The sequence below is a fragment of the Micromonospora sp. WMMC264 genome, assembly GCF_027497275.1.
GTDB lineage: Bacteria > Actinomycetota > Actinomycetes > Mycobacteriales > Micromonosporaceae > Micromonospora > Micromonospora chalcea.
On record NZ_CP114907.1, the window covers coordinates 4217972 to 4230988 of the forward strand.

Below are 13017 nucleotides of genomic sequence, written 5' to 3' on the forward strand. Positions count from 1 at the left end.
TCTCGCGGTTGGCCGTCCACACGACACGGCCCGGCGCGCGCTGCGCGCGTACTCGATGACGAGCGGGACGTGCCTCCTGGTCCTGCCGCCCGCGGCGCCTGCGCGGCGCGGGCATCCGAAGTGGAGCTCCCATGCACCGACGCACCGCCCTCGGCGGCGCCCTGACGGCGCTCGCCACCGCTGCGGCCGGCGTTCTCGTCGCCGCCGCCGTCTCCACCACACCGGCCGCCGCGGCGGCCGGTGGCACCGGCACCGGTTACCTGCACACCAGCGGCAACAAGATCGTCGACAGTACCGGCGCGACAGTCCGGCTGACCGGCATCAACTGGTTCGGGATGGAGACCGACAACAAGACGTTCCACGGGCTGTGGTCGAGCAACCCGTGGCGCGGCCAGCTCGACACCATGGCCCGGCTGGGCTACAACACGCTGCGGATTCCGTACTCGAACGACGCGCTCAAGTCCGGCGCGACAGCCACCGGCATCAACGACTTCGTCAACCCGGACCTGATCGGGCTCTCCCCGCTGCAGATCCTCGACAAGGTCATCGACTACGCGGGCAGCAAGGGGATGCGGGTCATCCTGGACCGGCACCGGCCCACGTCGGCCGGGCAGTCGCCGCTCTGGTACACCTCGACCGTCTCCGAGGCGACCTGGATCAACGACTGGAAGATGCTGGCCCAGCGGTACGCCGGCAACACCACAGTGATCGGCGCGGACCTGCACAACGAGCCGCACGCCGAGGGCACCAACCCGGCCGCCACCGGCGCCTGCTGGGGCTGCGGCGACACCGCGCGGGACTGGCGGCTGGCCGCCGAGCGGGCCGGCAACGCGATCCTCGGCGTGCAGCCGAACTGGCTGATCTTCGTGGAGGGCGTGAGCTGCCCGAGCGGCGGCCTGTCGAACGTCTGGGACAACGACCCCAGCAACGACGAGGACTGCGGCTGGTGGGGCGGCAACCTGTCCAAGGCCGGGCAGTTCCCGGTCCGGCTGAACGTGGCGAACCGGCTGGTCTACTCGCCGCACGAGTACGCCACGTCGGTCTACCGGCAGGCATGGTTCGACGACCCGACGTACCCGGCGAACATGCCGGCCATCTGGGACAAGTACTGGGGTTACCTGTACAAGCAGAACATCGCGCCGATCATGATGGGCGAGTTCGGCACCACGCTGCAGGACCCCAAGGACAAGATCTGGCTGCAGAACCTGATGGCGTACACCGGCACCGGCGTGAACGGCATGTCGTTCACGTACTGGTCGTGGAACCCGAACTCCGGTGACACCGGCGGCATCGCCAACGACGACTGGACCACTATCAACCAGCCGAAGCAGGACATCCTCACGCCGTACCTGATCCCGCCGACCGGTGGTGGCGGCACCACCAGCCCGTCCCCGACCGGCACGCCGAACACGTCACCGGCGCCGACCACCCCGCCGCCTCCGGTGACCGGTGGCTGCACCGCCACCTACAAGCAGATCAACTCCTGGGCGGGCGGCTTCCAGGGTGAGCTGACGGTCAAGAACACCGGCACCGCCGCGGTGAACCCGTGGTCGGCCACCTGGACCTGGCCGTCCGGGGTGACGCTGGCGAGCGGTTGGAACGCCACTGTCACGCAGTCCGGCACCACTGTGACGGCCGCCGCGCCGGGCTGGGCGTCGTCGCTGGCGGCGGGCGCGTCGGTCACCGTCGGCTTCACCGCCAACGGCACCGCCGCCGCCCCCGCCACGGTCAAGCTCAACGGCACCGCCTGCTGACCGTGCAAGGAAGGGCCCCTTATTAACGCCTGCGGTAGAGGAAGGGCCCCCTTTTAACACCGAGTGTTAAAAGGGGGCCCTTCCTTGCATCCGGTCAGTGGGCGGCGCAGCCGCCGGTGGGGGCGGGCGCCGCGGCCGGCGCGCCGATCGTCGGCAGTCCGAGCAGCACCCCGGGGGTACGCGGAACCTGTCCCGCCTCGGCCGCGTCACCGGCCCGGGTACGCCGATGTGCCAGCGGCGCGCCGTCGGCGTTGAGGTGGTGCGGGGCGGCGTACGTGACGACTGTGTGCACGATGTCGCCGGGGCGGATCTGCCCGGCCAGCTCACCGGTGGCGAAGTGCACGAGCCGGCCGTCGCGGGCACGGCCGGACATCCGGCCGGTGCGCTCGTCCTTGCGGCCCTCGCCGACCGCCACCAGCACCTCGACGGTCTCCCCGACCAGCTTCTTGTTCTCCGCCCAGGTGATCTCCTCGACGCAGGCGATCAGCCGCTCGTAGCGCTCCTGCACGACCTGCTTGGGCAGCTGCCCGTCCATCGTGGCGGCCGGGGTGCCGGGGCGCTTGGAGTACTGGAACGTGAACGCCGACGAGAACCGCGCCTCCCGGACCACGTCGAGCGTGCGGGCGAAGTCTGCCTCGGTCTCGCCGGGGAAGCCGACGATGATGTCGGTGGTGATCGCCGCGTCCGGCATCGCCGCCCGGACCTTCTCGATGATCCCCAGGTACTTCTCCGACCGGTACGAGCGGCGCATCGCCCGCAGCACGTCGTCCGAGCCGGACTGCAGCGGCATGTGCAGCGAGTGGCAGACGTTCGGCGTCTCCGCCATCGCGGCGATCACGTCGTCGGTGAAGTCCTTCGGGTGCGGGCTGGTGAACCGCACCCGCTCCAGCCCGTCGATGTCGCCGCAGGCGCGCAGCAGCTTGCCGAAGGCGTACCGGTCGCCGAACTCGACGCCGTACGAGTTGACGTTCTGCCCGAGCAGCGTCACCTCCAGCACGCCGGCGTCGGCGAGCGCGCGCACCTCGGCGAGGACGTCGCCGGGGCGGCGGTCCTTCTCCTTGCCGCGCAGGGAGGGCACGATGCAGAACGTGCAGGTGTTGTTGCAGCCGACGGAGATCGAGACCCACCCGGCGTACGTCGACTCGCGCCGGGTCGGCAGCGTGGAGGGGAAGACCTCCAGCGACTCCAGGATCTCCACCTCGGCCGCGGTGTTGTGCCGCGCCCGGTCCAGCAGCGCCGGCAGCGAGCCGATGTTGTGCGTGCCGAAGACGACGTCCACCCAGGGCGCCTTGCGGACGATGTCGCCGCGGTCCTTCTGGGCCAGGCAGCCGCCGACGGCGATCTGCATCCCGGGGTGCTTGGCCTTCACGGGGCGCAGATGACCCAGGTTGCCGTAGAGCCGGTTGTCGGCGTTCTCCCGGACCGCGCAGGTGTTGAACACCACCACGTCGGGCTGCTCGTCGGCCTCGGCGGCGCGCACGTACCCGGCGTCCTCGAGGAGGCCGGAGATGCGCTCGGAGTCGTGCACGTTCATCTGGCAGCCGTACGTACGCACCTGGTAGGTGCGCGGGCTGCCCGCGGCTGCGGTAGTCATGACCCGGACAGCGTATCCGGGTGGAGCTGATCGGATCGAACGAGGAGGAGCCGTGTGCCGGAGCATCAAGACCCTGCGTGAGCCGTACGTCCCGGTGGTGACCGAGGAGGACATCCGCGCCGCCGCGTTGCAGTACGTCCGGAAGATCTCCGGATTCCGTACCCCGGCGGCGCACAACGCGGCCGCGTTCGACGCCGCGGTGGACGCCGTGGCCGCCGCCACCGCGACGCTGCTCGACCAGCTCGTGGTGCGGGGCCAGCAGCCGGCGACCCGGGACTGAGCCCGGGGCCGCCACGGCTCGCCGCCGGGCGGGGGCACGGCGGCGAGCGCCGGTCACCGCCTCCGGCCGGCGCTCGCGGTCAGGCGGCGGCGAGCGCCGGGGCGACCGTGTCGGGAGCCCAGCGGGAGCGGTGGCACTGCGACCAGCCCCGGCAGCGCGGGTCGGCCTGGGTGCAGAGCCGGTGGTGGCTGAGCACCTCGCCGTCGTCGGTGTCGGCCACGTCGAAGTGCACCGGGCGGATCGTGCCGTCCGGCGCGAACAGCAGGTGCCGGCCGGCGTCGAGGGTGTCGTCGCGCATCAGGCAGTTGCGGCCCAGCAGCCGGGCCAGCGCCGCGAGCGCGGGCAGCTCGGCCAGGCTCTCGGGCACGCCGTAACAGTCGACCACGGTGCCGTACAGCCCGGGCGCCTCCCACACGTCGCAGACCACCGCGTACGCGGGGAGCCGCATCGGGTCGGCGACGGCCATGGGCATCACCACCCGGCCGAGCGCCTCGGCCAGTGCCGGGTAGACCTCCACCGGCTCGCCGCCGTCGATTCTCCAGTTCCACAGCTCGGTCATGCCGCCTCCTCGCCGCGCTCGTTTCCACCGGCCTCCGGATCGGGCCCTACTGACGATGGTGGGGGGCATTTGCCCTCAGCCGGGCGCAAGTTACCGGTCTGTGACCATTCCGGGCAAAATTCCCTCGGGCGACGTTGCCCAGAGTAGCTGGAAGATGACAGTTTATCGGGTACGGTGCCGCGTTCGCGTTCCCGCCGCGCCCACCGGCGCGTTCAGCGAACCCGGATCAGGTGCTCCGAGGCCGGCAGCAACTCACCGATGACGGTCCCACCGGGCACCTCACCGGCGACCAGCAGGCCGCCCGAGGTCTGCGCGTCGGCCAGCAGCAGCCGCTCCCCCTCGTCCGCGTCGCCGAAGTCCGTCCACGGGTTGACCCACTCCAGGTTGCGCCGGGTGCCGCCGCTGACGTACCCGTCGCGCATCGCCTCCCGCGCGCCCGGCAGGTACGGCACCGCCGCTGCGTCGATCGCCACCGTGAGGCGGCTCGCGCGGGCCAGCTTCGAGGCGTGCCCGAGCAGGCCGAAACCGGTCACGTCGGTGCCGCAGCGGATGCCGGCGGCCACCGCCGCGCGGGCCGCGTCCCGGTTGAGCCGGGCCATCGACTCGACCGCCTCGGGAAAACGCTGGCCGGTCTGCTTGTGCCGGGTGTTGAGCACGCCCACGCCGAGCGGCTTGGTCAGCGACAGCGGCAGCCCGGCCCGCCCGGCGTCCAGCGTGATCAGCTCCTCCGGCCGGACCACGCCGGTGACCGCCAGGCCGTACTTCGGGCCGTCGTCGTCCACGCTGTGCCCGCCGGCCAGGTGGCAGTTCGCCTCCCGGGCCACGTCCAGACCGCCGCGCAGCACCTCCCGGGCCATCTCCGGCGGCAGCACGCCGCGCGGCCAGCAGAGCAGGTTCAACGCGACAAGCGGGGTGCCGCCCATCGCGTACACGTCGGAGAGCGCGTTGGCGGCGGCGATGCGCCCCCAGTCGTAGGCGTCGTCGACCACCGGGGTGAAGAAGTCGGCGGTGCTCACCAGGCCCGTACGCTCGTCCAGCCGGACCACCGCGGCGTCGTCGCCGTTCTCCAGGCCGACCAGCAGGTCGGCCGAGCCGCCGGTCGCGCCGAGGCCGGCGACCATCGCCTCCAGCTCGCCCGGAGGGATCTTGCAGGCGCAGCCGCCACCGCGGGCGTAGTCGGTCAGCCGGATCGCGTCGGTCATCACCTCATGATCTCTGGCCAGCGCCTTCGGCGCCACTCGGCCCACCCGGACGGCGACAAAATTCGGACGTGCCGGTATGCAGGTGACCGGTGTTACCGCTCCGTGACCATCTGAGTTGCGTACTGCCACATCACCCCGCCTACAGTTGCCCAACCGGGGGTCGATCGACCCCCAATTCCGGCATGGACGACAGGGACGGTGGACGACGTGACGACGGGCGACCCGCTGATCGTGCTCGACGGGGTCAACAAGTGGTTCGGGCCGCTGCACGTGCTCGACGACGTGTCCCTCTCCGTCGGCCGGGGCGAGGTGGTCGTGGTGATCGGCCCGTCCGGCTCCGGCAAGTCGACGCTGTGCCGCACGATCAACCGGCTGGAGCCCATCGACAAGGGCACCATCACGTTCGACGGGCAGCCGCTGCCGGCCGAGGGCAAGCCCCTGGCCAAGCTGCGCAGCGAGGTCGGCATGGTCTTCCAGTCGTTCAACCTCTTCGCCCACAAGACCATCCTGGAGAACGTCACGCTGGGGCCGGTCAAGGTGCGCAAGGAGAAGCCGGCCGCCGCCCGCGAGCGCGGCCTGGCGCTGCTCGACCGCGTCGGCATCGCCAACCAGGCGGACAAGTACCCGGCGCAGCTCTCCGGCGGTCAGCAGCAGCGGGCGGCGATCGCCCGCGCGCTGGCCATGCAGCCCAAGGCGATGCTCTTCGACGAGCCGACCAGCGCGCTGGACCCGGAGATGGTCGGCGAGGTGCTGGACGTGATGACGTCCCTGGCGAGCGAGGGCATGACCATGGTCGTGGTGACCCACGAGATGGGTTTCGCCCGGCACGCCGCCAACCGGGTGGTCTTCATGGCCGACGGGCAACTGGTCGAGGACGCGCCGCCGGCCGAGTTCTTCGCGAACCCGCGCAGCGAGCGGGCCAAGGACTTCCTCTCCAAGATCCTCACTCACTGAGCGTCCGTAGTTGGAGTCGTCCCGGCGGCTCCGTCGAAGAAGGAGATTGAGTATGCGTTACAAGCGCGTGGCGGCGGTTGCCGCGGCGGCGACTCTGGCGCTCGGCCTGTCCGCCTGCGGTGGCGACAGCGACGACGAGGGCACCGGCGCCGGCAGCAAGGACTTCGCGGCCGGCAGCACCATGGAGCGGCTGAGCAAGGCCCAGAAGATCAAGGTCGGCACCAAGTTCGACCAGCCGGGCTTCGGCCAGAAGGGCCTGTCGGGCAAGCCGGAGGGCTTCGACGTCGAGGTCGCCAAGCTGATCGTGAAGGCACTCGGCATCCCCGAGGACAAGATCGAGTACGTCGAGACGCCGTCGAAGGTCCGCGAGGACGTCATCGTGAACGGCACCGTCGACCTGGTCGCGGCCACCTACACGATCAACGACAAGCGCAAGGAGCGCATCGCCTTCGCCGGGCCGTACTACGAGGCCGGCCAGAACATCATGGTCCGCAAGGACGAGGCGGCCATCACCGGCCCCGACTCGTTCAAGGACGGCACCAAGAAGGTCTGCTCGGTCACCGGCTCCACCCCGGCCGAGGAGATCAAGAAGTACGTCAAGGACGTCGGCACCCAGCTGGTGCTCTTCGACACCTACGACAAGTGCCGCGACGCCCTGAAGGGCAAGCAGGTCGACGCCGTCACCACCGACAACGTCATCCTGCTCGGCTACATCGCCAAGGACGAGGCGTCCTTCAAGATGGCCGGCGACAACTTCACCAAGGAGCCCTACGGCATCGGTGTCAAGAAGGAGGACACCGACTTCCGTAACTTCATCAACGACACGCTCGACAAGGCGTTCCAGGACGGCAGCTGGAAGAAGGCGTGGGACGACACCGCCGGCAAGTTCGGCGCCACCCTGGGCGACCCGCCCGCCGTCAACCGCTACTGATCCGCTAGATCCGGAGGGTGGGGAGGAAACCGACCCGTGAATGTGCTCATCGACAAGTTCGACGTCTTCGCGGGCGGGTTCTGGCTCACCCTCCAGATCTGCTTTCTCGCCGCGATCGGCGCCCTGATCCTGGGCGCCGTCGTGGCGGTGCTGCGGATCTCGCCGGTGCCGCCGCTGCGCGCGGTCGGCACCACGTACGTGAACATCTTCCGTAACCTGCCGCTGACAGTGGTGCTGTTCTTCGCCGCGTTCGGCCTGCCGGCGCTGGGCTCCAACGCCGACTTCCTGCGTATCCCGGGCCTGGATTCGATCTTCAGCCGGCTCGGCACCGACCTGCCCTACTTCCGGTTCGGCCTGATCGCGCTGGTCCTCTACACCGCCGCGTTCGTCTGCGAGGCCCTGCGCTCCGGCGTGAACGCGGTGCCGCCCGGGCAGGCCGAGGCGGCGCGTTCGCTGGGCCTCACCTTCGGCCAGAACCTGCGGCACGTCGTGCTCCCGCAGTCCTGGAAGGCCTCGGTGGTGCCGCTCGGCTCGGTCATCATCGCGATGATCAAGAACTCCGCGCTCGTCGGTTTCTTCGGCGTGGTCGGTGACCTCTCGCAGACCGCCGATCAGCTCACCTCCGCCGGCGGCTACCCCTTCATTCCGGTGGCGATCGGCATCTCCGTCGGATACCTGATCATGACGGTCCCGCTCGGCGCCCTGCTGGACCGGATCGAGAAGCGACAGGCGGTGGCCCGATGAGCCAGCAGAGCAGCGTCCTCTACGACGTTCCCGGGCCGCGCCAGCGACGCGTCACGCTCATCAGCAGCCTGGTCGCCGTCGTGGTGGTGCTGGCCGGCGCCTACCTGTTCATCTACCGGCCGCTTGCTGACAAAGGCCAGTTCTCGATGGAGCTGTGGGGGCCGCTGGTCGACCCCTCGAACGAGAACTTCCCGCTCGTCTGGGACCGGATCGGGTACGGCCTCAAGAACACCCTGATCGCCGCCGCGCTGGCCATCGTCTCGTCGCTCGTCGTCGGCACCCTGCTCGCCGTCCTGCGGATCCAGCTCAAGAGCCTGACCCGGCGGCGCTTCACCGGAGCCGCCGCACCTGTGGCGTACCTGCTGCGCGGGCTGAGCTGGGTGCTGGCCGCCGTGACCCGGGTCTGCGTCGAGGTGTTCCGCGGCCTGCCGGTCGTCATCACCATCTTCTTCGTGGCGCGCGGCTTCCCCGAGTTCGGCGCCTCGTTCGACAACCTCTGGTACCTCGTCATCGGCCTGACCATCTACAACTCCGTGGTCATCGCCGAGATCCTGCGCTCGGGCATGGAGGGCCTGCCCTCCGGGCAGGCCGAGGCGGCCTCGGCGATCGGGCTCTCCCCGTTCCAGACCACCGGGCTGATCCTGCTGCCGCAGGCCTTCCGGATCATGCTCCCGGCGCTGATCAGCCAGCTCGTGGTGGTGCTCAAGGACACCTCGCTGGGCTTCATCATCAGCTACGAGGAGACGCTCAACATCGGCAAGCAGATCATCGGCGTCCTGGGCAACCCGATCCAGGTGTACGTGGTGATCGCCGTGCTGTTCATCGCCATCAACTACTCGCTGTCGAAGCTGGCCCAGTACGTCCAGCACCGGCTCTCCCAGGGCCGCAAGAGCGCCGGCACCCCGGCGCCGGCCCCGCCACCGGCCGCGCTCACCTCGCAGGCCGAGGGTGCCGGCGGCGTCTGACCCGCCACACGTGAAAGGGCTGGCCGTGAACGGCCAGCCCTTTCGTGTTCCCCGGTCTAGCGGGCGATCTCGGTGACCCGGGACTCGCGCACCACAGTCACCCGGATCTGACCCGGATAGGTCAGCTCCTCCTCGATCTGCTTGGCCACGTCCCGGGCCAGCACCGCCGCGCCGATGTCGTCCACGTCGTCGGGCTTGACCATCACCCGGATCTCCCGGCCCGCCTGCATGGCGAAGACCTTCTCCACGCCCAGCTTGCCGGCCGCGATCTCCTCGATCCGCTCCAGCCGCTTCACGTACGCCTCGAGGCTCTCCCGCCGCGCGCCCGGCCGCCCGCCCGAGCAGGCGTCCGACGCCTGCGTCAGCACCGCCTCGATGGTCTGCGGCGGCACCTCGTTGTGGTGCGCCTCGATGGCGTGCACCACGTCCTCGCTCTCGCCGTACTTGCGGGCCACGTCCGCGCCGATGATGGCGTGGCTGCCCTCCACCTCGTGGGTGAGCGCCTTGCCGATGTCGTGCAGGAACGCGCACCGCTTGATCGTCGGCACGTCCAGCCGCAGCTCGGCCGCCATCACGCCGGCGATGTGCGCGGTCTCCACCAGGTGCTTGAGCACGTTCTGCCCGTACGAGGTGCGGTAGCGCAACCGGCCCAGCAGCGTCACCAGTTCCGGGTGGATCTCGGTGATGCCGACCTCGACCAGCGCGTCCTCGGCGGCCCGGTGGCACAGCTCCTCCACCTCCTGCCGGGCCAGGTCGTAGACCTCCTCGATCCGGTGCGGGTGGATCCGGCCGTCCAGGACCAGCTTCTCCAGCGTGACCCGGCCGACCTCCCGGCGTACCGGGTCGAAGCAGGACAGCAGCACCGCCTCGGGCGTGTCGTCGATGATCAGGTTGACGCCGGTGACCGACTCGAAGGCGCGGATGTTGCGCCCCTCCCGGCCGATGATGCGCCCCTTCATCTCGTCACCGGGCAGGTGCAGCACGCTGACCACGCTCTCCGCGGTCTGCTCGCTGGCGACCCGCTGGATGGCGTCCACCACGATGTTGCGGGCGCGCTGCTCGGCGCTACCCCGCGCGTCCGCCTCGATCTCCCGGACCAGCAGCGCGGCCTCCCGCTTCGCCTGCCCCTCGATCGACTCGACAAGCTCGGCGCGGGCCGCGTCGGCGGTCAGGCCGGCCACCCGCTCCAGCTCCCGGCGGCGCTGCTCCTCCACCTCGGTCAGCGTCCGCTCCCGCTCGGCCAGGGCTGCCTCCCGGGCGGCGAGCGCCGCGGTGGCGGCGGTGAGCTGCCGTTCCCGCTCGGCCAGCCGCTCCACCTCCTCGGTGTGCAGCCGTTCCCGCTCGTCCATCCGGGCGGCCCGGCGTTCCACCTCGGCCGCCTGCTCCCGGGTGGTGGCGGCCAGCACCGCCACCTCACGCTCGCCGCTGCGCCGCGCGGTGGCGCGCAGCTGCTCGGCGTCCGCCTCGGCCTGCTTGTGCGCGCGCTCCAGCACGGTGTCCGCCTCGGCGCGGGCGTCGTCGAGCACCCGCCGCGCCTCGGCCCGGGCCGCCTTCGCCTCCGCCTTCGCGGCGGCCGCCTCGGCCCGCGCCGCCGCGGCCGCGGACTTCGCCACGTCGATGGTGCTGTTGGCCTCGCTGGCGGCGGTCCGCAGCGCCGCGAGGGACTGCTCCTGCCGGTCCTTCTCCGCGATGAAGGCCGGATCCTCCGGCGCGGGCGCCAGGCTGAGCCGCTTGAGGGTACGCACGCCGAACAGCACGGCGCCGACCACCACCACGACGAGCAGCAGCACCACCACGAGGAGAACGATGTCGAAGGCGCTCATCGAACCGCTCCGCCGGCCCGGCCGGCGTTGCCGGCTCGTCGATACCCGGTGGCCGGGCTGTCGCCCGCCGATGCGGGGTCGGGGCCGTGTGGCAGACCGCCGGTGAACCTGTGCCGCCCCGCCATGGCCGCCTCCCCCTGAACGTCGGCGCCGCAGGACACGCGCGAAGGACACGCGCCTGCGGCTCTGTACGCCCGACCGGAGCGGCTGGTTCTGGGCAGCTTTCCGTCGGCGGTGACCCGCGAGGGGCACCGCTGGCGGCCGGTTGCAGTTGTCGGAGGCCCCGAAAGGTTCCGGAGCTTCCGTCAAGGGCCGGTGTAGCTGGCCAAAGTGATGCTGTTCTGTTACGAGATCTATGTTGTGCGCTTAGCCTGCGCTGGTCGGGCAAAGTGAGCCTGTATGGCGAGGCTAGGTCGCGAGGGGCCGTTCGGTCAAGAAGTCATGATCAAACCACCCGGACGGAGAGAAGTTGCAGCGTCACTCAGTGGTGATCAGATGCCGGACAGGCCCGGACAAACCTCGCCGTCCGACACCGCCCCTCGCCGCTCCCGACCTGCTCAGGCCACCTCCCCCATCGACGCCGCGCACCACTCCCCCGCACGATCATGAGGTTGACGGGCGCGATCATGAAGTTGGCCTGGACAAAACGGACGGGAAGTGCCGTCAACTTCATGATCAACGGGGCAGGGGCGGTCGGGGTGGGTGGGTCAGTGGGTGGGTCAGTGGGGGGCGAGGGTGCGGGCTGTGGTTACCAGGGTGGCGTTGTCGCGGGCCTGGGTGCCGTCGGGCAGCAGCAGCGTGTCCTCCAGGCCGATCCGGGTGTGCAGACCCCGGCGGACCGCCTCGGCGTAGACCGGCCAGGTGGCGGGCCCCTCGCCGTGCAGCAGCACCGGCGGGCGCTGGTTGGGCAGCGCGGCGAGGATCGCCGCCGCGTCGGCGAGCGCCGTCTCGACCTGCTCGGCCATGCACTCGACCAGGATCCGCCCGGTGGGCGCGGACCAGCGGCCCCAGGCGTCGACCGCCGCCGGCGTCTACAGGCCGGCCTCGACCATCACGCCACGCTCGTGCAGGGCGGCGGCGACCTGGGCCGCCCCGGGTTCGTGGGCGTTGACCGAGGCGAAGTCGGGCAGCACCGTCCAGGCGCGGACGGCGGCGACCCGCTCGGCCGGGTCCGGGACGATCCAGGCGCCGGTGCTCACGCCCACCGGCAGGCCGGGACGGGAAGCCCGGATGGCGGTGACCGCAGCGGCGATCACCGCCGGGTCGAGCGACTCGGCTCCGGCGTCGTCGCGCGGGTGCACGTGCACCGCCGCCACCCCGGCGGCCGCGCAGCGCACCGCGTCGGCGGCCAGTTCGGCCGGGGTGAGCGGCACGGCGGGGTGCTCGTCCCGCCGCCGGGTGCCGTTGAGACACGCCTTCAGCACGGTGTGCGCCTCCCCTCGGGACGGCGGCCGCGACACCGACCGCCGGTCGGTCGGTCAGTCGGTCAGTCGACGGCCGGTCGGCGGTCGGTCAGTCGAGCCGGCGGGAGTCGAGATCGTGCTCGGCGTCGGCCATCGCGTCGGCGTCGATGTGCTCGGCGAACTCGGCCGCCTCGGCACTCTGCGCGGCCAGCGCGTCCTTCACCGCCCGGATCGCCACCCCGGCCGGATAGCCCTTGCGCGCCAGCATGCCGACCAGACGCCGGAACACCGCGTCCGGCTCACCCCGGGTGCTGCGCAGTTTGCGGTCCACCAGGGCACGGGCGGTCTCCGCCTCGGTCTCCTCGTCCAGGTCGTCCAGGGCAGCGCCGGCCACCTCGCCGTCGACGCCGCGCTGGCGCAGCTCGTTGGCGAGCGCCCGGCGGGCCAACCCGCGGCCGGTATGCCGGCTGCTCACCCAGGCACGGGCGAAGGCCGCGTCGTCGACGATGCCCACCTCGTCGTACCGGTCGAGGACCTGCTCGGCGATCTCCTCGGAGATGCCGCGCCGGGCCAGCGCGCCGGCCAGCTCGGCCCGGGTGCGCGGGCGCACCGCGAGCTGCCGAAGGCAGATCTCCCGGGCCAGCTCGGCCTCGTCGCGCGGCGGAGCCGGAGCTTCCCCTGCGTCGGACTCCGCCGCGCGATCACGGCGTCCCCGGCGGGGCCGGGGCGTACCTGTGGCGTCGCCCGTACGGGGAGGACTGGCATCCCAGCCCCGGCCCGTACGGGCGCGTCGTCCTGCCACGGGTCA

13 protein-coding genes are annotated in these 13017 nt (G+C 71.2%); 6 read left to right on the top strand and 7 right to left on the bottom strand.

Annotation, left to right across the window (positions count from 1 at the left end; genetic code table 11):
• Window positions 1-131 precede the first annotated feature (131 nt).
• Window positions 132-1754 carry a cellulase family glycosylhydrolase gene (locus O7542_RS18220; RefSeq protein WP_210883302.1) on the top strand — a complete coding sequence of 541 codons (1623 nt, stop codon included), beginning with the start codon at window positions 132-134 and terminating at the stop codon, window positions 1752-1754.
• A 94-nt stretch (window positions 1755-1848) separates the two neighbouring features.
• Here O7542_RS18220 and miaB read toward each other — a convergent pair whose 3' ends face one another.
• Window positions 1849-3348 (bottom strand): tRNA (N6-isopentenyl adenosine(37)-C2)-methylthiotransferase MiaB, encoded by a 1500-nt coding sequence (gene miaB, locus O7542_RS18225; RefSeq protein ID WP_064447112.1) that lies wholly within the window; start codon window positions 3346-3348, stop codon window positions 1849-1851.
• Window positions 3349-3400: 52 nt separating this feature from the next.
• Between miaB and O7542_RS18230 the strand changes: the two genes are divergently transcribed.
• A complete protein-coding gene (locus O7542_RS18230) occupies window positions 3401-3628 on the top strand; it encodes a DUF2277 family protein (RefSeq protein ID WP_043325723.1) in 228 nt (75 codons plus the stop codon).
• Window positions 3629-3707: 79 nt separating this feature from the next.
• Here O7542_RS18230 and O7542_RS18235 read toward each other — a convergent pair whose 3' ends face one another.
• Window positions 3708-4187, bottom strand: a complete 480-nt coding sequence (locus O7542_RS18235; RefSeq protein WP_043325725.1) for a hypothetical protein — start codon at window positions 4185-4187, stop codon at window positions 3708-3710.
• A 212-nt stretch (window positions 4188-4399) separates the two neighbouring features.
• Window positions 4400-5389: a selenide, water dikinase SelD gene (gene selD, locus O7542_RS18240; protein WP_064447111.1), complete on the bottom strand. Its 990-nt coding sequence runs from the start codon at window positions 5387-5389 to the stop codon at window positions 4400-4402.
• Window positions 5390-5587: 198 nt separating this feature from the next.
• Here selD and O7542_RS18245 point away from each other — a divergent pair, with 198 nt between their 5' ends.
• Genes O7542_RS18245 through O7542_RS18260 form a run of 4 tightly spaced genes read left to right on the top strand, consistent with a single transcriptional unit; the run spans window position 5588 to window position 8983 of the window.
• Window positions 5588-6343, top strand: a complete 756-nt coding sequence (locus O7542_RS18245) for an amino acid ABC transporter ATP-binding protein (RefSeq protein ID WP_030504151.1) — start codon at window positions 5588-5590, stop codon at window positions 6341-6343.
• Between the two features lie 52 nt (window positions 6344-6395).
• Window positions 6396-7274, top strand: coding sequence for a glutamate ABC transporter substrate-binding protein (locus O7542_RS18250; RefSeq protein WP_043325728.1), 879 nt, complete (start codon window positions 6396-6398; stop codon window positions 7272-7274).
• A gap of 36 nt (window positions 7275-7310) precedes the next feature.
• On the top strand, window positions 7311-8018 hold the full coding sequence (locus O7542_RS18255; RefSeq protein ID WP_043325733.1) for an amino acid ABC transporter permease: 708 nt from the start codon (window positions 7311-7313) through the stop codon (window positions 8016-8018).
• Window positions 8015-8983, top strand: a complete 969-nt coding sequence (locus O7542_RS18260; protein WP_104114431.1) for an amino acid ABC transporter permease — start codon at window positions 8015-8017, stop codon at window positions 8981-8983. Before O7542_RS18255 ends, O7542_RS18260 begins: the two co-directional genes overlap by 4 nt.
• A gap of 56 nt (window positions 8984-9039) precedes the next feature.
• Here the strand turns inward: O7542_RS18260 and rny are convergent, their stop codons facing one another.
• The 4 genes from rny to O7542_RS18280 all read right to left on the bottom strand — a co-directional run bounded on the left by rny (window position 9040) and on the right by O7542_RS18280 (window position 13011).
• The gene (gene rny / locus O7542_RS18265) at window positions 9040-10806 is read right to left on the bottom strand and encodes a ribonuclease Y (protein ID WP_030504155.1); all 1767 of its coding nucleotides are present in this window, start codon (window positions 10804-10806) and stop codon (window positions 9040-9042) included.
• A 719-nt stretch (window positions 10807-11525) separates the two neighbouring features.
• Window positions 11526-11771, bottom strand: a complete 246-nt coding sequence (locus O7542_RS18270) for a 3-keto-5-aminohexanoate cleavage protein (RefSeq protein ID WP_240925450.1) — start codon at window positions 11769-11771, stop codon at window positions 11526-11528.
• A gap of 66 nt (window positions 11772-11837) precedes the next feature.
• Window positions 11838-12230, bottom strand: a complete 393-nt coding sequence (locus O7542_RS18275) for a 3-keto-5-aminohexanoate cleavage protein (RefSeq protein WP_281604940.1) — start codon at window positions 12228-12230, stop codon at window positions 11838-11840.
• 88 nt (window positions 12231-12318) lie between these two features.
• Window positions 12319-13011, bottom strand: coding sequence for a regulatory protein RecX (locus O7542_RS18280; protein WP_166455478.1), 693 nt, complete (start codon window positions 13009-13011; stop codon window positions 12319-12321).
• Window positions 13012-13017 lie beyond the last annotated feature (6 nt).

Coding starts and splice junctions, on each gene's coding strand:
- O7542_RS18260 (WP_104114431.1), top strand. CDS start 8,015: ATGAGCCAGCAGAGCAGCGTCCTCTACGACGTTCCCGGGCCGCGCCAG.
- O7542_RS18235 (WP_043325725.1), bottom strand. CDS start 4,187: ATGACCGAGCTGTGGAACTGGAGAATCGACGGCGGCGAGCCGGTGGAG.
- selD (WP_064447111.1), bottom strand. CDS start 5,389: ATGACCGACGCGATCCGGCTGACCGACTACGCCCGCGGTGGCGGCTGC.
- miaB (WP_064447112.1), bottom strand. CDS start 3,348: ATGACTACCGCAGCCGCGGGCAGCCCGCGCACCTACCAGGTGCGTACG.
- O7542_RS18250 (WP_043325728.1), top strand. CDS start 6,396: ATGCGTTACAAGCGCGTGGCGGCGGTTGCCGCGGCGGCGACTCTGGCG.
- O7542_RS18220 (WP_210883302.1), top strand. CDS start 132: ATGCACCGACGCACCGCCCTCGGCGGCGCCCTGACGGCGCTCGCCACC.
- O7542_RS18270 (WP_240925450.1), bottom strand. CDS start 11,771: ATGGCCGAGCAGGTCGAGACGGCGCTCGCCGACGCGGCGGCGATCCTC.
- rny (WP_030504155.1), bottom strand. CDS start 10,806: ATGAGCGCCTTCGACATCGTTCTCCTCGTGGTGGTGCTGCTGCTCGTC.